Genomic DNA, 24,807 nt, shown 5'->3' on the forward strand with positions numbered 1-24,807 from the left:
TCCGTTTTGCGGGCAACGCAGGGAGGTGGCTTTATGGGAATGGTGAAACTGCCGAGTCAAATTTACGGGGAATGGATCTGGAAGCAGTCGCTGGCCGACCGGCCGGACAGTTATCTTCTGATGCGCAAGGAGTTCGTGTGCTCCAGCGTCGGGCTTGAAACCAATCTCTGGATCAGTGCGAACTGCAATTATCTGCTGTTCGTGAACGGGCGTTTCGCCGGCTTCGGTCCGCGCGCCCACCAGAATTGCGGAACCAGCTATATCGACCAGCACGACATTACCTATTACCTGGAATCCGGCATCAACGTGATCGCGGTGCAGGTCTATTACACGAGTGATCCGGAGAGCCGGAACCGCCGGGTGCCGGGCCTGTGGTGTCAGGTGGAAAGTTCCGGGCAGGAAATCCTCCGCAGCGACCGCAGCTGGTTCATTCACGACGGCGGAAGCTGCTGCGGCAACCGTCCGCGCATCTCGCCGGGACTCGGCATGACCCAGTACCTGAACGCCGAGCTGATGCCGAAAAACTGGATCAATCAGATGTTTCTGCCGGATTCGACCTGGACGCATCCGGATTGGTCGAAGCCGGTCGGAGAATTCGGAGCGCGGCTGGAACTGCATCCGCTGCCGCCGCCCTCGATCAACGATGAGCACCCCGCCTTCACAGTCGAGGAGCATGGCAAGGTGGGCGGCGAACCGAATTGGACGCAGGTGCTGTTCAAGCGTGCCGCCGGGGAGAGCGGAGAAACCTATGCTGCCGCGACCTATCTCTTCTGTGAAGAGGCGCAGGAGCTGCCGGTCAAGCTGTTTACCGACGACCCGTTCAAGCTGTTCTGCAACAACCGGCTGGCGGCGGACGCGGCGTGCCGGTGCGGAGAGGATGATCTCCTGCTGCTGGAGCCGGGCTGGAACCGGCTGCTGCTGATCCAGAATCCGAGCCGTCACTCCATGGGGTTCCTGATTATTTTCCCGGATACGGAATTCGGGCGCGAGCTGCGTATTTATCAGGATATGGTAGACACCACGGCTCCGGCATGGAGCACGGTCGGCCCTTTGAAGCTCACGCTCGCCGAGGCTACCCCGTCGTTGAATTTTACCCGCCTTCAGGTGACCAGCTATCTGCCGCATCTCGGCGATCTGACCGATCCGGCCAGCGTATTGAACAGCTGCCGCTTTGAGAGCGATCCGTCGCCGGCCAAATCGCTTGGAAGCTGCGATTATGTACTGTTCAGGCTTGATACGCTGCGCTACGGCTTTGCGCGGCTGACCATTGATGCTTCCGCCGGCGATATCGTCGATATTACTTTGGGAATGCGGCGCAACAGCCGCGGATTCATCAGCAGCGGAGAGCAGGTGAAAGGAACCGGCACGCTGATCTGCCGGGCCGGACGGAATGACTATCTGACCTGCATTCCCGGTGATTGTTTTTATGTGATGGTGAGTGTGCGCAAGGCGTCGCGCCGGATCACTGTGGACAATATCATCTTCGAGGAACTGTACCGGCTGGAACGGCGCGAGTGCACCTTCAGCTCCTCCGATGCGCTGTTGAACCGTTTCTGGGAGGTGGGGCGGCAGACGCTGCGGCGTTCGGCCGCTTTCGTGCCGTTGTCGGAATCCCGCCCCGATCACGACTGCTATATGCTGGACGCCTATATCGATGCGGTCAACATGGCGGCCGTGTTCGGCGACTTCGACTATATGACCGCCCGGTTGCGGCAGTTCATCGATGCGCAGCTGGAGAACGGCGATATTCCGGCGTTGACCTACGGAGTGCGCCACGCTTCCCAGATTCACCATCTGTTTTTCCTGCCGATCTGGATCTTCTACAACTACCGGTTCAGCGCGAACCGCGTGGAGTTGGAGCGGTCGGTTTCCGCGCTCGACCTGACCCGGGAGTATTTCGAGGCGATGCTGGATGAGGAGACCGGCCTGCTGGTCGACGTCGAAACCCGGTTCGGGCTGCACAGCCGCCTGAGTTACGGAGAGTTTCAGGAAGGGGATATTCCGACCTATCTGAATGCGATGTTCTGCCGGTTCCTGCTCTCCGCCGCCGATGTATACCGGGTGGTGGAGCTGCCTGATTCCGCTTACCACTGTATCCGGCTTGCCCAGAAAATTGCGCAGCAGTTGACGGCGTACAACTACGATCCGGAAGTGGAGCTGTTCAGCCGCTGGCCGCTTTCGCAAAAGCGCGAACCGGATCACAATCTCTTCGCGAATTTCTGCGCGATGTTCGGCGGAGTGCTTTCGCTGGAATCGTTTGAACACTTTTTCTACTCTTTCTTCAACTACGATCCGCCCTTCGACCGCAGTTCGGAGTCGCAGCACCCCTACTTCCATTTCCTGTTCATGGAGATGCTGTTTGCGATCGGCCAGCGGGACTGGGCGTTCCGGTATTTCCGCGATTACTGGGAGCGGCGGCTCTGCGACGAATCCGGCGCATGGCGCATTTCTCTGGACAGCAAGGACCCCGCTCCGACCAAGTTTTCGGACGGCTCCTGCGTGTCGCCGAATATCTTCCTGCTGCGCGAGGTGCTGGGTATCCGGATCGCCGAAGCCGGTCACTCCGTGATCTACTTCAATCCCGCCCTCAATCTGGTGGATTGGGCGGAGGGGACGCTGACCATGGCCCGCGGCAGGCTGAAAGTGAAGTGGGAAAAGCTGGACGACGGTTCGCTCGACGTGACGCTCGACTCCAACGTGCCGGTCAAAATCCTGCCGGAAATGAGCCATCGCCTGATCAGCAACACCACCTTCCGCCTCGGCGAGCAGGTCACGCTGCTGAATCCTCCGGCCGAATTGGTTGAGGATGACGAGGTCGAGGCGGAAGAATAGCCTTTCTGCCGGGAGTTCATGAACCGGCCTGACGTTTTTCAGCCGCGCGGATGGAATTTGTGATGGATTGCGGCGAGGCGGTTGGAGTCGATGTGGGTGTAGATTTCGGTGGTGCTGATGTCGGCATGGCCCAGCATTTCCTGAATGACGCGCAGGTCGGCGCCGTGGGCGAGCAGGTGGCTGGCGAAGGAGTGGCGCAGCGTGTGCGGGTGGATATTCTTATGGATGCCGGCGCGGGCGGCGGCGACTTTCACCACATTCCAGATCCATTCCCGGTTCAGCGGACGGCCGCTTTTGGAGAGAAACACATAGGGAGAACGCGGATTTTTCTCCGCCAGCAGCGGCCGCACGTCGGCCAGATAGCGCCGCAGCGTGCGCAGCGCGACTTTGCCGATCGGCACGATCCGGGTTTTGCTGCCTTTGCCGACCACCCGCAGCAATTCGTTGTCGAAATCCACGGCGGTCAGCGGCAGCCGGGCCAGTTCGCTGACCCGCAGCCCGGAGGAGTACAGCACCTCCAGAATGGCGCGGTTGCGCATCTCGAACGGCTCCTTCACAGAGGCGGGGAAGGCTTTCAGGAAGGCGTCCACCTCCGCTTCCGACAGGAAGTCCGGCAGGATGCGCCACAGTTTCGGCGAATCCATCACGGCGGTCACATCCTTTTTCAGGATGCCCTCTTCCGTCAGGAAGCGGCTCAGCATTTTGACCGCGACCAGCCGCCGGGCCAGTGTGGCGGTTTCCCGCCCCAGATCGCGTTCGGCGTCGAGATAATCGAGGATCGCTTCGCGGTCGACCTGGCTCCACTCTTTGAAACCGCGCTCCGTCAGCCAGTCGCGAAATTCCTCCAGGTCACTGCGGTAAGCCGCGGTGGTATTGGAACTGAGTCCCCGCTCGGTTACGAGGTAATCGATAAAAAGATTCAAATCCCGGTCGAACATATTGCCAGAGTCGCGTTATGGTTATATAGTATACAACGTAAAAATATGAATTCACAAAATAATCCGTATTGCCGGGAAATGCAAATTTTTCCGGGGGGAGGAATGATGAAAGTTCTGATGATTCTTGCCGGCGGTTTCGAGGAAACCGAGGCGATTGCCGTCGCGGATGTGCTGCGCCGGCTGAATATCGACGTGACTGTCGCCGGTCTGGACTCTTTGGAACCGGCGGGCGCCCACGGCTTCACGGTGAAGGCCGACGCTTTGCTGGAAAAGTGCGGCGGAGAGCCTTGTGACGGTGTTTTCCTGCCCGGCGGAATGCCGGGGGCGACGAATCTGCTGCACTCCGAAGCCGTGCTGGAGCTGGTTCGCCGGGTCGACCGCGAAGGGGGCGTCGTCTCCGCGATCTGCGCCGCCCCGATCGTGCTGGCCCGGGCGGGGCTCCTGGCCGGAAGACGCTTCACGATGTATCCGGGCTTTGAGCAGTACCTCGGCGGCATGACCCCGACCGGGGAGCTTGCCGAATGCGACGGCCGCGTGGTCACCGGCAAGGGACCGGGGGCGGTATTCGCATTCGCCGCGAAGCTGGCCGCCGCTCTGGGCAAATCCCGGCAGGAGATCGCCGCGGCCTATGCCGCAATGTTCATCGAACTGTAAATGCAGCCCGGATCGGAGAAACCATGCCCGGAATATTTGAACTTCTGAAAAAGGATTCCGCCAGCGCCGCGCGCCGGGGACGCCTGACCACCCGCCGCGGCGTGATCGAAACCCCGGTTTTCATGCCCGTCGGCACCCGCGCCACCGTAAAGGCGATGTCGCCCGCCGAGCTTGAGGAGCTGGGCGCGCAGATCATCCTCGGCAACACCTACCACCTCTTTCTGCGCCCCGGCATGGAGATCATCGCCGCGGCGGGCGGACTGCACAGATTCGAGAACTGGAACCGGTCGATCCTGACCGACTCCGGCGGTTTTCAGGTGTTCAGCCTGACCGGACTGCGCAAGATGGAGCCGGACGGGGTGCGGTTCGCCTCCCACATCGACGGCACCCGCTTTTTCCTCGGGCCGGTCGAATCGATGCGCATCCAGCGCACCCTCGACTCGGATATCGTGATGGCGTTCGACGAATGCACCCCCTATCCGGCCACCCGGCAGCAGGCGGAGAAATCGCTGGCGATCACCACCCGCTGGGAGCGCATGTCCCGCGAACAGCCGCTGAACGACGGCCAGATCCGCTTCGGGATCGTGCAGGGTTCGGTCTTTCCTGACCTGCGGGAACAGGCGGCGAAAAGCATCGTCGGGATCGGGTTCGACGGCTACGCGATCGGCGGGGTTTCAGTCGGGGAATCCGAGCCGGAGATGATGGCCGCCGTCGACGCCGCCGCGCCGCACCTGCCGGAAAACGCGCCGCGCTATCTGATGGGTGTCGGCACTCCGCGCCAGATCGTTGAAAGCGTTGCGCGCGGCGTGGATATGTTCGACTGCGTGATGCCGACCCGGCTCGCCCGGCACGGCTCCGCCTTCATCGGCAACGACACCATCCCGGTCAAGGCCGGGCGGTATGCGAAGGACTTCACGCCGATCGACCCGCAATGCACCTGCTACGCCTGCCGGAACTTCACCAAAGCGTATATCCGCCATTTGTTCAACGTCGGCGAAATTCTCGGCGTCCGGCTGGTCACGATGCACAATCTTCACTACTTCATCAACCTGATGAGGCGCATCCGCACCTCGATCGAGGAGGGTACTTTCGACCTGCTGCGCCGCGAGTTCCAGGCGCGGTAGGTCAGTGCAGCAGACGCACGGCGAGGAAGCGCCCGGCCGGGATTTCCGGCAGCCTGACGCCGTTGCGGAGCTGTTCGGCCGTATATTCGCCGAGGCAGGTTTCGGAGATCAGGGTGATTCCGGCCAGCGTGGCCGGACGGGCGGCAGCGGGAAGCGTCAGGACCGGTCGTTCAGCCTGTTCCCCCGGGTTGAAGATGCAGAGCAGCCGTTCGTTCGGGCCGCTCCGCATCGCGGAGTAGCACGAACCGGAAAGCCGGTACTCCGGCGCGATGCCGCTCCAGCGGGTGAGGTCGCGCAGCAGCGGGGCGAACTCTTTGACCAGCTTCGGCTCCGCCTGCTGCCAGATCGTATTCGTGTGCGCTTTGCCGTCGGGTGAAACGCTCTCTTTCAGCGCGATTTCGTCGTTCGGCCCCGGATTGCCGGCCAGCAGCAGCACTTCGCCTCTGCCGCACGGCCACAGCACCGCGCCGGGCCGTCCGTCCGGCAGTGTCGCGACGGCCCGCCCGCCCTCCGGCACCGTCAGCGGCGTGTAGTTGTTGACGGTCAACTGCCGGGTTTCGGAGAATATCCGGCGGTCGGCAAAAGTCAGCGCGGCATTGCCCGGATCGCGTTCCGTCAGCGTTCCGGCGTAGCCGAGACGGCGGAGCAGCGCGTGAGAAGGCGCGTTTTCGTCTTCGAGGTATTCGCCGCTGCGGGCGGTCAGCACCGCCCTGCCGCCGTTGCGGACGAATCGTTCCAGCTCCGCCGCGAAAGCCGGGGCGACCACCGGGGAGCCGTCGTCGATCAGCAGCTTCATCTTCGTCAGCGCCCCGATTCCCGCCGCGTCGGAGAATGGCTCGAAAAGTTCGCCGTTTTGCAGCATCGCGGTGTACAGCGCATTCATCAGCCACCAGCGGTAGACGCTGATCGAGCGGTAACGGTAGTTGCCGACCGCCGCGTCGCTGAGGAAGGAGTGGTGCAGCCCCGCCGGTATGAAATCGCCCTCCAGCCGGGCGGCGTCCCTGATCAGCTGCCTGATCCGGCCGTTGGCGAATACGGTACGGTAGAATTCGTTGTCGGTCCAGCAGCTGAATACGAAATTGAAGTGGCGCAAGCCCAGCATCGCCGCCTGGAACACATCCCAGTTGCACCGCTCGGTCATCGTCGCGGCGGTGACGCCGCGCCCGACCTTGATCGGCGCGATATCCTCGTGGCGCAGCGGCAGGCCGTAGCGGCGCTGCGCGAGGAAGCGGCGGAAGTAGTGGGTGATGTTTAGCCCCTGATCGCCGTAGAAGCCGCCGGTTTCGGCGAGGCTCCGTAACTGGCCGTGCGCGTCGCCGACGCCGCCGGAGGCGTTGATGCCGGAGAGGGCGCGCTTCGGGTCGTGGCGGCGGACGATCCGGGCGATCCGGTCGCGGAACCAGACGGTCCGGGCGTGGTAGAAGTCGAGCCAGTCCCGCCACCGCGCGGAACGGTCGACGACCGTGACCGCGCGGGCGGCGCGTCCCTCCCGGAGCAGCCGGTCGGAGCGCGATTCCGGCACCGGCACCTCGTCGAATGAGGCGTAGGCGCTGCCGTAGGCCCGGTTCAGTGCGGTGACGGAGCCGTATTTCTGCGCCAGCATCCGGTGGAACGCGGCGAGCGCCTCCGGGTTGGTGTCGTAGATGTCGGTGGTGTCGTGGTCGACTACGCCGTAGGGGTGGAGGCTCCACAGCTGGATTTCGGGGCAGTCGCGGTAGCGCTGCACCAGCACTTCCGCCGCGCGCTGGGCGTGACGGGTGAATTTCTCCGAAAACAGGCTCGGGATTCCCAGCCAGCCGCTGGAAGTACCGCCGTCCAGCCCGCGCCGCAGCTCGGATTTCAGCCAGAACTGCGACGGGCCGTCGAAGTCCCAGTGCCACAGGCCGAATTCCAGCCCCATCCGGTTCCGGCCCGCCATCGCGACCATCCGGTCGGCCCATTCGAAGTTGTACACGCCGGGCAGCGGCTCGAAATCGTGGTAGGAGGTGATCGCCATCGCCAGCTCCGCGCCGTCGGCGGCGACTTTGGCGAAATAGTGTTCGTCCGGCGTGCGCCTGCCGCCGATGCAGTGCGAGATGTCGCTCGCCCACAGGGCGCCGCGCCGCTCCAGCAGTTCGGGCCACGCCGGGACCGTTTCGCCGCGGCGGGCGGCGGGAGAGCGGAACGGCTCCGGCGCGCGGTTTCCGGCGGCGATCTCCGGATCGCGCAATCCGACGATCAGCGCCTGCCGGGCGCGCGGCCCGGTCGCATCCGAAACCGTGACCACCCCGATATAGGGGCCGGGTTGTTTTCCCCGCATCGCCAGCCGGTAATGGCCGGTTTCGCCGGGGCCGAGCCGCAGGAGGGCCGGTTCGGCGGTTTCGGCGACGCCGCCCGCGTAATGGCGGAACTCCCCGCGCACCGTGAAAGTGCGCGGTTCGGCGTCGGGATTGGTGACGGCGGCGGCGATCTCCGGCAGCCGGTCGGGCCGGTACCACGGCGACAGGTCGAATACGCTGTCGGGGGCGTCGCAGGAGAGGGCCAGCAGGCCGTTGTTTTCCTGCTTCGGACCGAGGCCGCGCCCTTCCACTTTGAACTGGTGGAACTGTAAGGTGTCGTGGTCGCGGTTGGTGATCTCTGAAAAGAGCACCCGCAGCGCCCGGGTGCGGACCGGCAGCGCAAAGCGGAACCGGAATTGATCGGCGGTCGCGAGGTCGCGCCATTCTCCCTGTTCGCCGAGCTGCTGAATCCGGACGATTCCGGCGGATTCGTAGAGTGCCTCCGCCGAGATCGCGGTCAGCTCCGCGCCGTCCCGGTAGGGGAAGCGGATCAACAGCTCCTGTCCGGCGGCGAACGGAACGCGGCAGGCGAAAGGCTGCCGGTCGGCGGGCAGCAGCAGGTCATACGGTTTGCCGCCGTTGATTTTGGCGAAGTCGTGTTCGAGCAGCATCTCGGGAGCGGCGACCGCGGCGAGCGCCAACAAAGAGAGAGCGAGCGAAAAAAATGGTTTCATACCTCCTCCTACGGGGTGATCCGGTTGCCGTTTTCCGTCACGTCGGCGGAATCCTCCACCACGATCGCCGCTTTGGCGGGGGCGCGGCCGGGGACGGCGACCCGGTTGATGCCGTCGATCCGGTTGTCTTTCAACTGAACGTCACGGGCGGTGCGCACCAGGATGGCCGGGCCGCCGGAGCGCAGGATTTTATTGTTTTCAAACCGGATATGTTCGACGCACTCGGCGGCGGCAAGCTCGCCGGGCGCGGTGATTTCGATGGCCGCCCCGGTTTTGCCCTGACCGTCCATGCCGCCCTCGATAAAGGTGTTGTTGCGGATCACGAGGTTCGCGGAGGTGATCGATTCTCCCCAGAAGCCGGGCTGCCCGGCGGTGGTCAGGTGGGGACTCTGCGCCCGGTCGAGCAGGTTGTTTTCGATCACCGCGTCGCGGCTCTGGAAGCGGATGCCCCGCGCCAGCGAATTGCGGAACGTGCAGTTGCGGATTTCCGCTCCGGCGGCGATCGCGCTCAGGCTGGCGAAGATCGGCGGCGCGGCCGTCTCCAGCGGTTTGTCGAGGGTGATGCGGCGCGCCTGCACCTTCTGCCCCGGCTTGAAGTTGCCGGCGGCGGCCCAGACGCGGCCGACCGCGCTGTTTTTCTCGGGGACCGTATAGGTGAAGGGCGCGCCGACGGTCGCGGAACGCACGCCGAGCGCCTTCCAGCTCTTGCTTTCGAGGAAGCTCAGTTGCGCGGGGCCGTCGCCGTAGAAGTGGAAGCTCTGCACGACCAGTTCCGTCGGGGAGAGCTGCTCGAACACCCGGTAGTAGACGCCGTGGAAGTTCACGAAGTCGTCGCCGATGGTGTCGATTTCGCAGTTCAGCAGCTTCGGCCCGCGCAGCACGCTGGCCGAATTGAAGCCGTCCGCGTTGCCGGACATCAGCCGGTCGGTGCCGGGGCGTTTCACGATCCGGCAGTTGGTGTAGGTGTGGCCCCCTTGGCCGACGTTTTCGACGAAGCAGACGAACGGGGAGCTGTAGAGGGTCACATTCTCGAACGCGCATCCCGCGGAAACCTCGGTTTTGACCGCGCGGGCGGTGCGGCCGAGGATGGTGATCAGGTCGCCCGGTTCAAAGCCGCACACTTGGGCTGGGCGGTTGTAGAAACCGCGCACCTGCACCAGATAGTCGCCGTTGTCGAGCTTCCGTTTCATCGCGAGTCCGAAGCCGGTCTGGCCGAGCTTCATGCGGCGGTCGGCGCGGTCGAACAGGATGCCGCGCAGCGACAGTTTGAACATCGGCTCGCAGAATGCCCCGTAACCCGGATCGGGGCGGAATACGAAGGTGTTGTTCGAGTAGTCCACTGACACCACCTCCCCCTGCGTGAAGGGCAGCGGGTCGTAATCGATCGAGAGGTTTCTGATGGTGACGTTTTCGCTCTTGTAGACGGAAACTGCGGTTTCAAGTTTCTCCAGATAGAATTCCGAACCGCCCCCGTCAAAGGTGAAATCCTTTACCTCCAGAAAACGGAAGAATGCGGCGGCCTTCGGATCGGTTTCGGCGAAGCGGTAGACTCCTTTCGGCACGCGGAACTCCTTTTTGCCTGTTTTCAGGGCCTGTCGGAGTTCACGCTGCAACCCGGCTCCGGCGGCGCGCTGCGCGTCGAGGTCGGCGGCGGTCCAGCGGGAGTTCTCCGCCGGAAACGGGGCGGCTTCCAGCAGGAGGCCGCAGGTCAGCAGAAGAAGGAAAAATATGGATTTCATCAAAGTGTCTCCTTGCGGTCAGCGTTGCGTGTTGGGGGCCGGGAAGTGGATGTAGACGTTGCGGTCCGGGACATTCGTGCACCACGCCTTGAATTCCCGGTACTCCACCCGCGCGGCGTGTCCGTCGGCGAAATTCAGGTTGATGCCGCCGGAGTGGCGCATGTAATAGGAACTCTCATGGATGCCCTCGTAAGGCGCAATTTTCACATTGTGTTTCAGCGCGGCGGCGGGGTTGTTGTTCACGGTTGCACCGGCGGCTTCCGCCTCCTTGCCGGTACGGGCATCTCCGGCATACACCGCCTGCGAAGGACGGATCAGCCGTTCCAGCTTCATGATCTGAAGCTCATTGCTGACGGAACGGCCCACAAACGTCTGGTTGTTGATGCCGATGCCGGCGTACCATTTGAAGTTCGCCTCCGCCGAGCTGTTGTCGCGGTCGACGCTGAGCTTCTCTTTCCACGGCTGGGTCGGGCAGTTCCAGACCCGGTAGGTATTGCCGACGTAGGGTGCCAGATTGTAATACCAGCTTTTATGCCCCGGCGGAATCGCACAGGCGGCAAAGCCGGTGTTGTCCTGCGCGTACTGCATGTTCGCCATTCCGAGTTGCCGCATCTGGGTCATGCAGGAGATCGCCTGCCCCTTGTCGCGGGCTTTGTTCAGGGCAGGCAGCAGCATCGCGGCAAGAATCGCGATGATGGCGATCACAACCAGCAACTCGATTAAAGTGAAAATTCTTTTCATCGTCCTTCTCCTTTATTGGAAACGTGAAACCACGGTATCGCGAACCACCAGATCGGCCGGAATCAGTTGATTCGGGTTTTCCGGCGCAATTCCGCGCGTCAGCTGCCGGAGCATCTTCATCGCATTGGCGACCAGCAGTTCGATGTTGCGTTCGATGCTGGTCAACTGTGGATAGACGCGTTCGGCCTCCCAGCCGGAGCAGGCTCCGATCAGGCTGACATCCTCCGGGACGCGGACGCCCAGGCGCGGCAGCTCGTAAAGGGCGACGGTGCAGAAGCCCTGGCCGGGTGCGATGATCGCGTCAGGTTTCACCGGGCCGGAAAAGAACTCACGCACATGCTGCGCACATTCGAGGAAGTGGTCCCGGCCGACCGCGAGCGAATGGCGGCGGATCAGCTCCGGCCGGATCTCGCGCCCGAATTCCTTGCAGCCCTCCCGGAAGCCCGCCTCCATCTGCTTGCTCAGATCGAACTGGGCCGGCCCGCAGAACAGGCCGATCCGGTGGTGGCCGGTAGCCGCCAGATACTGCACGGCCTTGCGTACGCCGGTTTCAAAATCGGTGCGGACGCAGTATTTCCACGGCTCTTCAAAGGAGACGAAGGGATAGGCCGGATTGCGTTCGAGCCAGTCGCGCAGCGGTTCGGAGATGACCCCGGCGTGGATCACTCCCTTGGCGATGCCGTCGGAGAAGGTGGCGGGAACGCCGCCGGTGCGGTCCAGCTCGAACTGGGTGCGGATTTTGCCCGCGCGGCACTCGTTCAGGAACTTCTCCTGAAGCTCGGAATAGACGCCGTGCCCGGTCAGCCGGGTCAGCCGGTCCGAGATGATCAGCCCGAAGATATCGACTTCGTGGTTCTTGAGCAGCTGGGCGGCCAGATTGGGCTTGAAACCGAGCTTTTCGGCGGCTTCGCGGATCTGTTTCGCCTTGTCTGGGCTGACCCGCCCGGTGCCGTTCAGCGCGGCGGAAACGGTGGAGATGGCGGTGCCGGTATAATCGGCGATATCCCGCAGCTTGACTCTGCTCATACTGGTCGGCTCCCTGTTTTTGAAAATTTGCCGAAACGTTTCGTCAACATATTTATATTATGACCGATTTCCGTCGCTTTGTCAAGATCGGATCGAAAAAAATTGAAAAAAAAGAATGGAAAAGCGGGAAGTATTTGGGAAAAACGGAGATTCGCCTTGTGAAATTGATATGCTTATTTTTATTTTTATATGAAAAATTTTGTGATGATGTAATCTACTTATATGAAGTATATTATGTTAATTGGAAATTGACGGTTTTGAAAGGGGCATTGACAATCGGCGCGAATTTCTGTATAATTATATGCAGAGCAATCGGAATAGATCGTATCTTTGCCGGATGAGTTGCGGAATGATCATGAAAATAAACGATACAACAGCGGCGGCGACGCCGAAATACCGGCAGGTGTTCGACTACCTCGCCGAAGCGATTGAAGCGGGCGTTTTCGTGCCGGACCGCCGGATGCCGTCGGAACGCAGACTGGCGGAGGAGCTGGCGGTGAATGTGGCGACCGTCCGCCGCGCGTTCCGCGACCTGATCGCGGGCGGCATCGTGGAGAAGCGCGTGGGAGACGGCACTTACGTGCTGCCGCGCCCGGTCACGGAGAATGAGAACCGGATCAACCTGATCCTGTCGAATTACGAAGGCGATACCCAGCGCGAACTGGCCGGACTTGCGATGCGGGAAGGGGAACGGCTGAAAGTTGCGTGCCGGATCTGCTATGCGGGAAAAACGGATCTGGCGATGCAGTTGCGCTCCTTTGTCCGGTTCCGGCAGCCGACCGTGATTCTCGGCGATACTTCGGTCGGACCGGAGGCGATCCGGGAGATGGAAAAAGCGCCGGAACTTTTTGTGGTGATCGCGAACCGGCTGGACCATCTCGGCATCCCGTCGGTAATCGGCAACGACTATGCGGGCATCAACATTCTGATGGATTTCCTGCAAAGGCAGGGGCATTCGAGGATCGGCCTTCTGCACAACAATTCGGGGCATCCGATTGAAAATATCCAGATCGCGGTCTGGCGTTCCCGCTGTCCGGCCGCGCTGGAGCCGGAATTGGAATTCCGCGCCAATGTTCCGGGGGGGGAACACCCTTCCGAATACGCTTATTACTGTGTATTGCGCCATTTGCAGCCAGGCGGCGTGACCGCGCTGATCGCGTTGAACGACGAGTTGGCGGTCGGGGCCCTGACCGCCGCCGCCGAGCTGGGGCTTCCGGTGCCGGAAAAACTGGCGCTGGTTTCAGTCGGCGACACTGTGGTGGGGCGTTTCGCAAATCCGCCGCTGACCGGCCTCAATCCGAATCTGCCGGAACATCTGCACCAGGCGTTCGACCTGCTGCGCCGCAATCAGGAACGCCGGTTCGGCCCGGAGTTGCTGCGGATTGTGGAGCCGACGCTGGTGGAGCGCCGCAGCACCATGAAATTTCTGGAACTTGTTCATTAACCATCAGGAGGAACAGAATGGGACGAATCTTGGCAGTATTATTTTTTTGCGGAGGCACTCTGCTCGCGGCGGTACCAACGTTGACCAATGGGGATTTTTTTCAGCGTAACGACCGCAATGAACCGACCGGCTGGCAGATCCGCTATACCGATCCGGCGATGAAGGGAAGCGGACTGGTTGTGGCCTCCGGCAGCGGTGTACTGACGCTCGGCGGCACCGGATTGCGTGGCGAAGTTCTGGTGTTTCAGCCGAACATCCGTCTGGAAGGGGGAAAGAAATACCGTTTTTCCTTTGAAGCGAGAACAGCCGGCGAAGACGCCAATCTGCGTGTCTATATTCAATATCAGAATCTGAAAGAGGGAAAAGCAGAACCGATTACGGTGAACGGCGATTGGAAAAAACTTTCCGCCGGCTGGCAAACCTTCTCCTTTGAATTGAATTATCCGGTCACGGGCCGCAGTCCGTGGCTGGTGATCAACAGTTCAGGCCGCAATTCCGCTGAATTGAAAAATCTGACTGTAACGGAAGAATAAGGAGAAAGTCATGAAATCCCATTTTACTCTTATTGAGCTGCTCATTGTAATCGCAATCATAGCGATTCTCGCGGCGATGCTGTTGCCGGCGCTGAACAAGGCGCGGGAGAAGGCGTTCGCGACCCAATGCTTCTCCAATCTGAAACAGATCGGCAACGGGCATATGCTCTATATGGGAACTTACGGCGATTATCTGACGCCGGCTCATATTCCGCATTACGGTTCGTGGGCGCACATTCTGGCCGGGCCGATGGGAATGGGGGGAAGCCGGGTGTTCACCTGTCCCGCGGTGGACCGGGCGATCTATCCGGTGTTCGACCTCAAGGATACGCTGACGATCACGGACAATCCGTTCAAGGAGCCGCTTAAACTCGGGTTCAAGCAGAATTTCCGCAGTTCCTATCACTCCGGATATCCGACTAGCACCGCTTATACGAAAGTGACCCAGTGGCGGCGGCCGTCGGTCAGTGTGCTCAACTGCGACAACGGCAATGGAAACAACAACAACGTAGTTGTCAACGACTACGATATTTCCACCTGCAGCGGCGGAGGGGCCGGCGTGGAAAAAGCGGCCAGTTTCCGGCAGCACAGCAACCTGATCCATCTGCTGCTGCTTGACGGCCACACGGCTCCGGCAAACGACGGGGAATTGTTCAACTCAAAATATTGGTGGCGGACCGATCGGGTTCGCTGACGGGAGGAAAATCCGGTGAAACATCATTCGATTCTGATCATATTCGGGGCGTTTCTGGCGCTTATGCCTTCTCTGCTGGCGGTCCGGGCTGTTCCGGATCGGGAGTCGGCGGTCTATGCGCCGGACGAAACGGTACGGTTCCGGTTGTATGAGCTTCCGGACGAGGCGGTGAAAATCGATTTCCGGGCATTGAACCTCGAACGGGAACCGCTGCTGGCAGGCAGCGCGGAGCCCGGAGGCTCCATTCGGCTGGAGAAACTGCCGCTCGGTTATTATGAATTCGATTTCACGGTGCGGGATGTTTCCGGCAGAGCGTTGACGACAGGGCGGTGGCCGTTCGCGGTGATCCCGCGGATCAATCGGGACAAGGTTCAATGGGAGAAAAACCAGTTCGGGGCAATGGTGATGCCGCACACCGCCTACCCGATGGCGGACCGGCGGCGCGACGCGGAGATGATGAACCGGGTCGGGATGCGTTTCGTGCGCGGCCAGCGTCTGAATTGGGTACAGGTCCAGCCTGATGAAAAACGGGCTCCCGACTGGAAAACTGCCGACGAGGAGGTGGCGATCTATCGGGAAAACGGTCTGGAGATCGTCGCAAATACCGCGTGGCCGCTGCCGCGTTGGGCCTCGGCGGGATTCGGCAGGTCGAAGCGGGCGGTGGATAAAATGTATCCCGCCGATGATCGGCTCGACGACATCCGGGCTTTCTACTCCGAACTCGGCCGTCGATACCGGGGCAAAGTCGCCTATTGGGAGGTCGGCAATGAAGTGGATGCCGCTCTGTTCTGGCTGGGACGGCCGGAACATGTCGAATCCGGCGACAAGGATGCAATCATAAAGGATTTCTGTGATTATTTCGTACTGATCGCGCAAGCGTTGAAAGCGGGCGATCCCGCTGCACAGGTCGGGCCGAATACCACCGGTCGCGCGCCGGACGGACATACCTACCGGGACTGGCTGCGGAAATTCCTGGCGGACCCGGCGGCGAAACGGGAGATGAATTTCTTTTCGACCCACTACCGCGCCGATTTTGACGGTATCCGGCAGGTGTTCCGGGAAAAGGGCGTGCCGGCGGAAACCGATGTGATCGTGACCGAGATCGGCGGCATGGGGTCCAAGGTGGATCGGACGCGGACGGAGTGGGAGCAACTCAAAGGGAACATTCGCGTCACCTATATCCAGTGTGCGGCAGGCTTGACGGCAGGCGCGAAGGCGCTCTGCAAATTCCTGTTGCGGGAGATCCCGAATGTGCACCTGAACGAAATCTGCGGTATGCTGGAGAAGGATTTCCGGCTGCGTCCCGAATTCGTGGCCTACGCGACGATGATCCGCATGATCGGCTTTGCCGACCCGGCCGGCGAACGGAATGTGGTCCGCCGGGCGGACCGGGGATGGCTGAATTGCTGGACGTTCAAGGAGGCGGACAGACAGATCAATCTGCTCGTGCTGAATGATGCCGGCCAGGCGGAGGTGGTGCTGGATACTCCCGATTCGGAACTGTTGCTGACCGATCCGATGGGGCGCGAGCGGACGGTGAAAAGTGTCGGCGGCAAGGTGAAATTCCGTCTGGAACGGGAGACGCCTCTCTTTGTGACCGGCCGGATCACGCCGGAGCCTGGTCCTGTGAAGTATCCGGAGCCGGAGGTGGTGGCAACCGTGAATCTGTCGGTCAACTCCGGTTTTGAAGAAGCGGCTGAACCGAATCGGATTCCCGGCTGGAAGGTAATTACCGACGAACTCGGCGGCAAAAGCGGTTCGCAGGGCGGTTTCAAGGTCGAACCGGATGCGACAGTGAAATTCGCCGGTGATCGGTCGCTGCGCATGAGTGCGGCGGAAAAGACGAAGTGGTACGGGGTGATGCTGGATATCCCGGCCGAAAAGCTGCCGAAAATCGGTTTCGGCCAATACCTCGAATTAACCGTGCGTTACCGGATCAAAACCGATCGGGTACAGGGAACCGGAACCGCGGTCACGTTCTCATTGCGTGAGAAAAGCGGACGCCGGATCAGTTGGAAAGATTCGGCATTCGAGTGGGGAACTTTCGGTTGGGAGGAAAGAACGCGCACGTTCACGGTGGACCGGATGGGGCCTGAACTGGGGAGCATCTCGGTGGAGTTCTATCTCGGTCAGGCGACCGGCACGGTCTGGCTTGACGAAGTGGAGGTAACCGGGAAACTGTGGCAGAAATCCGGCGCCGACGCAATGCGGGTGAATTGAGAATGCGAGGACGGAATGGTTGCCACATTTCGGCGTGAAAGAAGATGGCCATGGATAATGTTGTCGTAATTCGGCTACAGTTTACTTGCGCTATGAGTCCCCGCACTTCCTGTTCCCCCGTTGATCCCCGCCACAAGGGCAACAGCAATATGCTCTTCCCGGACGGACACGCCGTGGCGGCGAGGCTTCACGAGCTTTACCCGGTTTACTTCATCCGCCCGTGCTACGATGAGGGAAGCGGCAAAACCGTCCCGACCCCGCGCTGAAAACGACGGGGCGGCCGGGGTCATTTTTTCAGGTACTTTTTCAGATAGCGCCCGGTGTGGGAACCCTTGACCTTCGCGACCTCTTCGGGAGTGCCGCTGGCGATCAGCTTGCCGCCGCGGTCACCACCCTCCGGGCCGAGGTCGAGCAGATAGTCGGCGGTCTTGATCACGTCGAGGTTGTGTTCAATCACGATCACGGTGTTGCCCATGTCGCGCAGCTTGAACAGCACCTTGAGCAACTGGTCGATGTCCGCGAGGTGCAGCCCGGTGGTCGGCTCGTCAAGGATATAGACGGTGTGGCCGCGCGGCACCCGGGCGAGTTCGGCGGCGAGCTTGACCCGCTGCGCTTCGCCGCCCGACAGCGTGGTGGCGGGCTGTCCGAGCGTCACATAGCCGAGGCCGACCTCCTGCAGGGTCTTGAATTTGCGGGTCAGCGACGGAATCGCGCTGAAGAACTCCACCGCCTGATTCACGGTCATGTCGAGCACGTCGGCGATGTTCTTTTTCTTGTAGTGGACTCCGAGCGTCTCCTTGTTGAACCGCCTGCCGTTGCAGGCGGAACATTCCACATATACGTCGGAGAGGAACTGCATTTCGATCTTCTTGATGCCGTCGCCCTTGCACTCCTCGCAGCGGCCGCCTTTCACGTTGAAGCTGAACCGGCCCGGCCCGAAGCCGCGCACCTTCGACTCCGGCAGTTCGGAAAAGAGCTTGCGGATGCCTCCGAACGCATCGGTGTAGGTCGCCGGGTTCGAGCGCGGCGTGCGCCCGATCGGACTCTGGTCGATCACGATCGCCTTGTCCACGAACTCCAGCCCCTCGACCGCTTTGCACTTGCCCGGCGGCAGGTCCTGAATCCCCTGATGCGCATTCAGTGCCCGCACCAGAATGCCGTTGATCAGTGAGCTTTTGCCGGAGCCGGAGACGCCGGTGACGCAGGTGAAGGTGCCGAGCGGGATTTCGGCGGTGAGCTTGCGCAGGTTGTGGAACTCCGCGCCCCGGATCACCAGCTTGTGTCCGTTGCCCTTCCGGCGCTCATCCGGAACCGCGATTTCGCGCCGCCCCGCCAGAAAGTCGGCGGTCAGCGAGCGCGGAAAGTTCACCAGCTCCTTCGGCGTGCCATAGGCGACCAGTTCGCCGCCGTGCACGCCCGCGCCGGGGCCGAGGTCGAGCACATAGTCGGCCCGTTCGATGGTGTCGAGGTCGTGTTCGACCACCAGCACGGTGTTGCCGATGTCGCGCAGCTTTTCCAGCGTGTCGAGCAGCCGGTCGTTGTCGCGCTGGTGCAGCCCGATCGAAGGCTCGTCGAGAATGTAGAGCACGCCGACCAGCCCGCAGCCGAGCTGGGTGGCCAGCCGGATGCGCTGCGCCTCGCCGCCGGAAAGGGTGCTGGAAACCCGGTCCAGCGTCAGGTAGTTCAGCCCGACGTCGCACAGGAAAGTCAGGCGGCTGCGGATCTCCTTGAGCACATCCCCGGCGATCGCGGCCTGCTCCTTATCCAGCTCCAGCTCCGAAACGAACTTCAGCGCCGCTTCGACGCTCTGGGCGTTGAATTTGTCGATGCCCAGTCCGCCGACGGTGACCGCGAGGCTGACCGGTTTCAGCCGCGCGCCGTGGCAGGCGGGGCATTCGCGCGGACTCAGGTATTCGCCGAGCCGTTCGCGGACGGAGTCGGATTCGGTTTCGGTCATGCGGCGGCGCAGGTTCTCAAGCACCCCCTCGAAAGGTTTGCTCCAGCGGTATTTCTTGCCGTGCATGCGGTAATCGAATTCCAGCGGCGTGTCGCCGGTGCCGTACAGCACGATATTGCGCACCCGTTCCGGCAGTTTGTTGAAGGGAGTCGTGAGCATATCCGGCTCCTCCAGCCACTCCGAAAGTTTGCGCAGCAACAGATTGTAGTAGATGATCAGATGGCGCGGGCCGCGCCGCCACCCCGGAATCGCACCGTTTTTGATCGACAGCGACGGGTCGGGCACCACCTTCAGCGGGTCCATCACCTGCTGCACGCCGAGGCCGTTGCACTCCGGGCAGGCGCCATAGGGGGAGTTGAAGGAAAAATTGCGCGGCAGCAGCTCCCCGTAGGAAACGCCGCAATCCGGGCAGGCGAGGTTTTCGCTGAATTTCTCCTCCTCGAAGTCGGGCTTTTCCCCCGCCGGAGCTTCGAGCAGCACATGGATGGTGCCGCCGCCGTGGCGCAACGCGGTTTCGACCGAATCGGTCAGGCGGGAACGGTCCAGCTTGCCGGTGATCAGGCGGTCCACCACCGCTTCGATGGTGTGGCGCCTGGTCTTTTCCAGCCGCGGCAGCTCCTCTTCGTCGAATTGCACGATATCGCCGTCGATCCGGGCGCGCACAAATCCCTCCGAGCGGATCGAGTCGAGGACATCGCGGTGTTCGCCCTTGCGCCCGTTGACGAACGGGGCGAGGATCATCATCTTCTGGCCGGGCTTCAGCGCGAGCAGCTGTTCGGCGATCGCCTGCGCCGACTGGGATTGCAGCTTGCGTCCGCAGTGGGGACAGTGCGGCACGCCGACATGGGCGTAGAGCAAACGCAGATAGTCGTAGATTTCGGTTACGGTCGCAACGGTGGAGCGCGGCGTGCCGCCGGCGGTGCGCTGTTCAATCGCGATCGCGGGCGAAAGCCCTTCGATGTGTTCGACCTTCGGCTTCTGCATCCGGTCGAGGAACTGCCGCGCATAGGCTGAAAGGCTCTCCACATAGCGCCGCTGTCCCTCCGCGTAAAGGGTGTCGAACGCCAGAGAACTTTTGCCGGAGCCGGACAAACCGGTGATCACCACGAGTTTATTGCGGGGAATCGTCACGTCGATTCCCTTCAGGTTATGCTGGGTCGCGCCGCGTATTTGTATCTTTTCAAACATGGTTGTTTTTCTCCTTTTTCATCATTCGGATAATATATCACCGAATTGCCGTTTTTCACGGTTGAAAAAGTCGGAAATGAGAGCTGTTCTCGAAAAGATGCGCCATGAAACTGACCGGTATCGTGAGCTGCGGCCCGTATGTGCTGCGGATGAGGGGAGAAAGCTGCTGCTGTCCCCGACCGGCAAGGCGGCTGGGGCCGCCTTGCCGGGACGATCAGTTTTGAGGCCACATTATACAGAGCGGCTGGGGCAGTTTGAGCTGGAAGCCGTTGGGAGTGAGTTTGCCTTTGCCGTCATAATCGTAGAATGTGACCAGGTCGGAGAATTCGTTGGCCGCCGCGAACATCGTTCCGCCGGGGAGCATGTTGATGTCGCGCGGACTGCTGCCGCCGGTGAGGACGAGGTCGATGAACTTCATGCCGCCTTTGCCGTCGAGCTCGTAGACCGCGACCGAATCGTAACCGCGGTTGGAGGCGAACAGATAGTTTTCATCGGGAGAGAGGCGGATGGCCGCCGCCTTGGTCGCGCAGTCGACGAAACGCGGCAGCGTGGTGCAGCTCTGGATCGCCTCGAATTTGCCGTCATCATAGCGCATGGAGATCACGGTGTTGCCGAGTTCATTGAGCAGATAGGCGATTTTGCCCGATCTGTCATAGACCAGATGGCGCGGGCCGGAACCGGCCGGTTCGATTTGGCTGGTCACGGGATGGGCGGCGTCAAGCCCCTTTTCCGGGTCGAGCGGATAACACTTGATCGCGTCGATGCCGAGGTCGATCACCGCAAGGTATCTGCCGTCGCTGGTGATGCCGGTGAAGTGCGGATGGGCCGCTTCCTGACGGGCAGGGTTGGGGCCGCTCCCTTCGTGGCGGATCAACTGGGTGCGTTCGACGATCCGTCCCTCCTTCAGCCGGAATTCGACGAAAGAGCTGCTGCTGTAATTGGCGGCGTACAGGAAGTTGCCGCTCGGGTCGACGATCACGTAGCAGGTGCTTTTGCCCTCCGCCGACATCGAATTGATCGGCGTCAGGGAGCCGTCCGGATTGAGCCGGAATGAGGCGACGCCGCCGATTCCGTCGATGGTGCAGGTGCTGAAAAAGTATTTGCGGTCCGGCGAAAACGCGAAATAGTTCGCGTTTTCGAGCCGGTTGAAGCCGACCTGCTTCGGGGCGGCGGATTCGCGCATTTCATAGCGGTAGATTCCGCCGTCAGGCTCCGGCGACTTGGCGGCGACGTAAAAGAGTGTTCCCGGCATGATGGATAATTCCTCCGATTATTGCTGATGGTTTCCCATATTATATCACGGGATTCCGTTTTTCGCCTCCCATGCAGGCGGGAAAAACGGAAAAAAACGGCCCCCTGTTCACATGATGAAGAAAAGGCCGGAAGAAACGTTTCTCCCGGCCGGCGGCGGAAACTCTTTAAAGAATCGTGATCTTCTGGGCAAGCACGTGGGTGCCGCCGGGTTCGATCGTGCGCGCGTCGATGCTGGCGTTCACCGCCTCGATGCAGACCATGCCGTGAAACTCGTCGTCGCCGAAGTCCGGCATCGCATGGGATTTGCGCACCCACGGATTCCAGACCACAGTGGAGGCGGAACCCTCCTTTTCGATCCGGATCGTGCGCTTGAAGCCGGGGTCGACGATTTCGACGGCGGACATCGTGTCGAGGTAGATGCGGTCCACTTCGGCGCTGATTTTGATGTCGCCCGCCTGCACGTTGCCGTAGACCACCGGCGCACCGACCACGCGGTCCTCATAGCCGACCAGGTCGAGGCCGCGGATCGCGATTTTCTCCGCATCGGAGACCGAGAAATAGGTGTGCAGCGCGTCGGTGACCACCTGCGGCTGGTCCGACAGATTGCGCATCGTGAGCTTCAGTTGGAGGCGGCTGCCGACGGTGAATTCCATTTGGAGTTCAAAGGGGAATTTCACTAGCGCCTGATTGGTCACATCCCGGCCGGAGAGCGTCAGCGTCACATGGGTGGCTCCGCATTCGAGCGCCTCGACTCCGGCGACCTGCCACTGGGAAAGGCGGGCGAAGCCGTGGGCGGGCAGTTCCGGCGAAGCTCCCGCTCCGAACCACGGCCAGCAGAGCGGCACGCCGCCGCGGATCGGCTTGCCCGCTTCAAACCAGGAACTTTTGCTCATCCACAGCAGCGGCAGCTGTCCGGCGGGCGTGAACTCCATGATGTGTGCACCATAGGTGCAGATTTTCGCCTTCGCTTTGGCGTTGGCGATTTCGATGCTGACGAATTCCCCCGGTCCCTTCACGAACTTCACCGTGTCGGAACCGAACTGCTGTTGAAGCGAATCAATATCCATAACCATCATCCCTTATGTTTGGTGTGTGTTGTACTCATATACGGGGGAAGCCGCGCCGACGACGGGGACGGCGAGGCTGCTCGCCCCTGCGGGCAACAGACCTTGTGCGCTACTTGCAATCAGGCATCGGTAGCTGGTCGCTGCAGCACCCGGTGGCGAATACCGCCGACAGACTTCCCGCAATCCATTATTAATACCTCCGGTTTTGAGATTTTTGCTGCGCAAAAAACTCGAAACCGTACCCGGCGCCGGCACCTTGCCGGTCTGGGGGACCGGGGGGCGAAGCGCCCCCGGCCGCCGGAGGCAAAGTCCCGGAGAAGCCATGCCGCTTTTGCGGCAGGCGGGTCTGCTTGCCCTTTCGGGCAGCAGACCTTGTGCGCTACGCGGCCTGATTTTCAATCAGGCTCCGGTAGCTGGGCGCATAGCGCACAACTGTCTCCGACGGGCAAGGCGCTTCGCCCTTGCAACCCGACCGGCAACGTGCCGGTGCGGTAAATCGCCGCTAGACCGTATTCAACCCATATTAATCCCCCCGGTTTTGAGATTTTTGCTGCGCAAAAAACTCGAAACCGTACCCGGCGCCGGCACCTTGCCGGTCTGGGGGACCGGGGGGCGAAGCGCCCCCGGCCGCCGGAGGCTCTCGCCCCCTCCCGCGTTATTCGCTGTCCGGCAGCGGGCGGGGGCGGCGGGCGAGGTTCGCGGCGCTGACCGAGTCGGCGAATTGGCCGCAGTCGCAGTGCATCGTCAGCCAGTGGCCGTTCTTCAATAACTGTCGGTTGCCCCAGACATAAAACGCGATCCAGTCTTCGAGGTCGAGATGTTCAAGCTCTTTTTTGTTGGGCCGTTCCAGATGGGCGGCGGACATGCAAAGCCCGAAATTCGCGTGCTCGAAGCGGAGCGGAGACGACGCCTGACGCACCTGCGTGCGGAAGAATTTCCGGGCGGGTGCGCTGGCGAGGCAGAGTTCGGGCAGAACCTTGCCGCCGCAGCCGATCCGGCGGCCGGATTCGGCGATGGAAGCGGACGCAAGGTTGATGCTCCGCACCCCGGCTTCGGAATCGGCTTCCCGGCCCGGAACGCTCCACGCGAACACGGTCTGGAAACGCCACGGGCGCTTTTCGATCTCCGCTTCCGCTTCATAGGTCAGGATCTGCCGCCGGAACACGATTTTGTCGCGGCTGCCCGACAGCACGAATTCGCCGGAGGCTCCCGGAGTGCGGAAGCCGGAGCGGTGCCGCCACAGGTCGCTGCCGGTCGCGAATTCCACCCTGACGCCGTCGTCGGCGGTCAGGCGGATCATCACCAGCGTTTCGGGGGAATGGTGAAACTCCTGCTCATCAGCGGCGGGTTCGACGGTACGGAACTGTTCTTCGCCCCAGACCAGAAACTCCAGCTTGTTCCACGGGCCGTCGAATTCGAGATCCTCCAGCGCGAGGTTGCCGACTTTGCCGTGGTTCACGGCACGGATATCGACGGTCGCGGTCGCGAAGCCGTCCACAGCTTCCAGATCGCGTTCGACCTCGTATTCGCAGCCGAAGGGAATCACCGACAGCGTCTCGAAGGAGGCGGTCAGGTTGTCGATCGAACCGTGGAGGCGGAATTTCCGGGAGAGCGCGCCGAGTTCGCTGAACTCCGCACAGCGGACCCGGCCGCAATGCAGCCGGGGGCGTCCGGCGACTTCGAGGATCAATGAATCCTTGCCGTTCGGAAGCGAGCGGAACGTGAAGTCCGCTCCGTGGATCAGATGTTCTTCTGTGGGCATGGCTTAAATGATTTCAAAGGTTTCCGCGAGCGGCTTGCGGTTGAAGGGGAGCGGATCGGCGTTCGCGTAACCGAGCGGACTCAGCGCCAGCACGGTCCACGGCGCCGGAATCTCCAGCGCGGCGTCAACGTTGGCGCGAGTGTAGGCGCAGACCCAGCAGGTCGCCAGCCCTTCGGCTTCCGCGGCAAGGATCACGTGCTCGAACATGATGCCGAGATCCACTTCGACAATCGAATGGTCATCGCCGGGGCGCTGCCACGCCTGTTTCGGATTGCCGAGCGCCAGCAGCACCATCGGGGCTTCGGCGATGAACTTCATAGGGCAGGCCTGATAGAGTCTGGCGAGCTTGTCGGGGCTTTTGACCGCAACCAGTTTGACCGGCTGGCGGTTGCAGGCGGAGGGGGCGGCGGAAGCGGCTTTGGCAATGCGTTCGAGCGCGTCGTCCGGCACCGGATCTTTTTTGTAGCTGCGGATGCTGCGGCGATAGTTTACAACATCATAGAAATCCATAATTACCTCTCTCGTTGAAATTCAGTATGCGTCGGATAGAACTTACCGTGAAAACCGGGAAAAAGCAAGTTTTTCCCGTCGATTTTCCCCGGTTTTTGCCGTGCAAAATCATGAATCCGGTGGTATATTACA

The 24,807-nt window shown here is 61.5% G+C and carries 18 protein-coding genes; 8 read left to right on the forward strand and 10 right to left on the reverse strand.

What is annotated here, in order from left to right:
- Nucleotides 1-33: 33 nt before the first annotated feature.
- Complete coding sequence (locus C8D82_RS10630) at nucleotides 34-2,832, forward strand: hypothetical protein (RefSeq protein WP_116884268.1); 2,799 nt, start codon at nucleotides 34-36, stop codon at nucleotides 2,830-2,832.
- 38 nt (nucleotides 2,833-2,870) lie between these two features.
- On the opposite strand, the gene xerD is transcribed toward C8D82_RS10630, so the two are convergent.
- Nucleotides 2,871-3,755, reverse strand: coding sequence for a site-specific tyrosine recombinase XerD (xerD, locus tag C8D82_RS10635; protein ID WP_165833007.1), 885 nt, complete (start codon nucleotides 3,753-3,755; stop codon nucleotides 2,871-2,873).
- Nucleotides 3,756-3,872: 117 nt separating this feature from the next.
- On the opposite strand from xerD, the gene C8D82_RS10640 reads away from it, so the two are divergent.
- Both C8D82_RS10640 and tgt read left to right on the forward strand, forming a co-directional pair.
- A complete protein-coding gene (locus tag C8D82_RS10640; RefSeq protein ID WP_165833008.1) occupies nucleotides 3,873-4,424 on the forward strand; it encodes a DJ-1 family glyoxalase III in 552 nt (183 codons plus the stop codon).
- Between the two features lie 23 nt (nucleotides 4,425-4,447).
- On the forward strand, nucleotides 4,448-5,548 hold the full coding sequence (gene tgt, locus C8D82_RS10645) for a tRNA guanosine(34) transglycosylase Tgt (RefSeq protein WP_116884271.1): 1,101 nt from the start codon (nucleotides 4,448-4,450) through the stop codon (nucleotides 5,546-5,548).
- Between the two features lies 1 nt (nucleotide 5,549).
- Here the strand turns inward: tgt and C8D82_RS10650 are convergent, their stop codons facing one another.
- From C8D82_RS10650 to C8D82_RS10665, 4 genes are read right to left on the reverse strand one after another with little or no spacing between them, the layout of a single operon-like run.
- Nucleotides 5,550-8,540 (reverse strand): beta-galactosidase, encoded by a 2,991-nt coding sequence (locus tag C8D82_RS10650; RefSeq protein ID WP_116884272.1) that lies wholly within the window; start codon nucleotides 8,538-8,540, stop codon nucleotides 5,550-5,552.
- A gap of 8 nt (nucleotides 8,541-8,548) precedes the next feature.
- Nucleotides 8,549-10,279: a right-handed parallel beta-helix repeat-containing protein gene (locus C8D82_RS10655; RefSeq protein ID WP_116884273.1), complete on the reverse strand. Its 1,731-nt coding sequence runs from the start codon at nucleotides 10,277-10,279 to the stop codon at nucleotides 8,549-8,551.
- A gap of 18 nt (nucleotides 10,280-10,297) precedes the next feature.
- Complete coding sequence (locus tag C8D82_RS10660; protein ID WP_116884274.1) at nucleotides 10,298-11,020, reverse strand: prepilin-type N-terminal cleavage/methylation domain-containing protein; 723 nt, start codon at nucleotides 11,018-11,020, stop codon at nucleotides 10,298-10,300.
- Nucleotides 11,021-11,032: 12 nt separating this feature from the next.
- Nucleotides 11,033-12,046: a LacI family DNA-binding transcriptional regulator gene (locus C8D82_RS10665; RefSeq protein ID WP_116884275.1), complete on the reverse strand. Its 1,014-nt coding sequence runs from the start codon at nucleotides 12,044-12,046 to the stop codon at nucleotides 11,033-11,035.
- 355 nt (nucleotides 12,047-12,401) lie between these two features.
- Here C8D82_RS10665 and C8D82_RS10670 point away from each other — a divergent pair, with 355 nt between their 5' ends.
- The 5 genes from C8D82_RS10670 to C8D82_RS10690 all read left to right on the forward strand — a co-directional run bounded on the left by C8D82_RS10670 (nucleotide 12,402) and on the right by C8D82_RS10690 (nucleotide 17,203).
- A complete protein-coding gene (locus C8D82_RS10670) occupies nucleotides 12,402-13,490 on the forward strand; it encodes a GntR family transcriptional regulator (RefSeq protein ID WP_165833009.1) in 1,089 nt (362 codons plus the stop codon).
- A gap of 17 nt (nucleotides 13,491-13,507) precedes the next feature.
- Nucleotides 13,508-14,023, forward strand: coding sequence for a carbohydrate binding domain-containing protein (locus C8D82_RS10675; RefSeq protein ID WP_116884277.1), 516 nt, complete (start codon nucleotides 13,508-13,510; stop codon nucleotides 14,021-14,023).
- A gap of 10 nt (nucleotides 14,024-14,033) precedes the next feature.
- Nucleotides 14,034-14,717 (forward strand): prepilin-type N-terminal cleavage/methylation domain-containing protein, encoded by a 684-nt coding sequence (locus tag C8D82_RS22130; protein ID WP_116884278.1) that lies wholly within the window; start codon nucleotides 14,034-14,036, stop codon nucleotides 14,715-14,717.
- 15 nt (nucleotides 14,718-14,732) lie between these two features.
- Entirely contained in the window at nucleotides 14,733-16,937 is a 2,205-nt protein-coding gene (locus tag C8D82_RS10685) for a hypothetical protein (RefSeq protein ID WP_116884279.1), read from the forward strand.
- Between the two features lie 92 nt (nucleotides 16,938-17,029).
- Complete coding sequence (locus tag C8D82_RS10690; protein ID WP_165833010.1) at nucleotides 17,030-17,203, forward strand: hypothetical protein; 174 nt, start codon at nucleotides 17,030-17,032, stop codon at nucleotides 17,201-17,203.
- A 20-nt stretch (nucleotides 17,204-17,223) separates the two neighbouring features.
- Here the strand turns inward: C8D82_RS10690 and uvrA are convergent, their stop codons facing one another.
- The 5 genes from uvrA to C8D82_RS10715 all read right to left on the reverse strand — a co-directional run bounded on the left by uvrA (nucleotide 17,224) and on the right by C8D82_RS10715 (nucleotide 24,675).
- Nucleotides 17,224-20,082, reverse strand: coding sequence for an excinuclease ABC subunit UvrA (gene uvrA / locus C8D82_RS10695; RefSeq protein WP_116884281.1), 2,859 nt, complete (start codon nucleotides 20,080-20,082; stop codon nucleotides 17,224-17,226).
- A 214-nt stretch (nucleotides 20,083-20,296) separates the two neighbouring features.
- A complete protein-coding gene (locus C8D82_RS10700; protein ID WP_116884282.1) occupies nucleotides 20,297-21,334 on the reverse strand; it encodes a lactonase family protein in 1,038 nt (345 codons plus the stop codon).
- Nucleotides 21,335-21,500: 166 nt separating this feature from the next.
- A complete protein-coding gene (locus C8D82_RS10705; RefSeq protein ID WP_165833011.1) occupies nucleotides 21,501-22,403 on the reverse strand; it encodes a D-hexose-6-phosphate mutarotase in 903 nt (300 codons plus the stop codon).
- A gap of 655 nt (nucleotides 22,404-23,058) precedes the next feature.
- Nucleotides 23,059-24,165, reverse strand: a complete 1,107-nt coding sequence (locus tag C8D82_RS10710) for a hypothetical protein (protein WP_116884284.1) — start codon at nucleotides 24,163-24,165, stop codon at nucleotides 23,059-23,061.
- A 3-nt stretch (nucleotides 24,166-24,168) separates the two neighbouring features.
- A complete protein-coding gene (locus C8D82_RS10715) occupies nucleotides 24,169-24,675 on the reverse strand; it encodes a nitroreductase family protein (protein ID WP_116884285.1) in 507 nt (168 codons plus the stop codon).
- Nucleotides 24,676-24,807: the final 132 nt, after the last annotated feature.

Origin of the sequence: Victivallis vadensis, from assembly GCF_003096415.1 — a bacterium.
Classification (GTDB): domain Bacteria; phylum Verrucomicrobiota; class Lentisphaeria; order Victivallales; family Victivallaceae; genus Victivallis; species Victivallis vadensis.

Coding starts and splice junctions, on each gene's coding strand:
- C8D82_RS10650 (WP_116884272.1), bottom strand. CDS start 8,540: ATGAAACCATTTTTTTCGCTCGCTCTCTCTTTGTTGGCGCTCGCCGCG.
- C8D82_RS10630 (WP_116884268.1), top strand. CDS start 34: ATGGGAATGGTGAAACTGCCGAGTCAAATTTACGGGGAATGGATCTGG.
- C8D82_RS10670 (WP_165833009.1), top strand. CDS start 12,402: ATGAAAATAAACGATACAACAGCGGCGGCGACGCCGAAATACCGGCAG.
- C8D82_RS10705 (WP_165833011.1), bottom strand. CDS start 22,403: ATGGATATTGATTCGCTTCAACAGCAGTTCGGTTCCGACACGGTGAAG.
- C8D82_RS10660 (WP_116884274.1), bottom strand. CDS start 11,020: ATGAAAAGAATTTTCACTTTAATCGAGTTGCTGGTTGTGATCGCCATC.
- C8D82_RS10715 (WP_116884285.1), bottom strand. CDS start 24,675: ATGGATTTCTATGATGTTGTAAACTATCGCCGCAGCATCCGCAGCTAC.
- C8D82_RS10700 (WP_116884282.1), bottom strand. CDS start 21,334: ATGCCGGGAACACTCTTTTACGTCGCCGCCAAGTCGCCGGAGCCTGAC.
- tgt (WP_116884271.1), top strand. CDS start 4,448: ATGCCCGGAATATTTGAACTTCTGAAAAAGGATTCCGCCAGCGCCGCG.
- C8D82_RS22130 (WP_116884278.1), top strand. CDS start 14,034: ATGAAATCCCATTTTACTCTTATTGAGCTGCTCATTGTAATCGCAATC.
- C8D82_RS10690 (WP_165833010.1), top strand. CDS start 17,030: ATGAGTCCCCGCACTTCCTGTTCCCCCGTTGATCCCCGCCACAAGGGC.
- uvrA (WP_116884281.1), bottom strand. CDS start 20,082: ATGTTTGAAAAGATACAAATACGCGGCGCGACCCAGCATAACCTGAAG.
- C8D82_RS10640 (WP_165833008.1), top strand. CDS start 3,873: ATGATGAAAGTTCTGATGATTCTTGCCGGCGGTTTCGAGGAAACCGAG.
- C8D82_RS10710 (WP_116884284.1), bottom strand. CDS start 24,165: ATGCCCACAGAAGAACATCTGATCCACGGAGCGGACTTCACGTTCCGC.
- C8D82_RS10665 (WP_116884275.1), bottom strand. CDS start 12,046: ATGAGCAGAGTCAAGCTGCGGGATATCGCCGATTATACCGGCACCGCC.
- C8D82_RS10675 (WP_116884277.1), top strand. CDS start 13,508: ATGGGACGAATCTTGGCAGTATTATTTTTTTGCGGAGGCACTCTGCTC.
- C8D82_RS10655 (WP_116884273.1), bottom strand. CDS start 10,279: ATGAAATCCATATTTTTCCTTCTTCTGCTGACCTGCGGCCTCCTGCTG.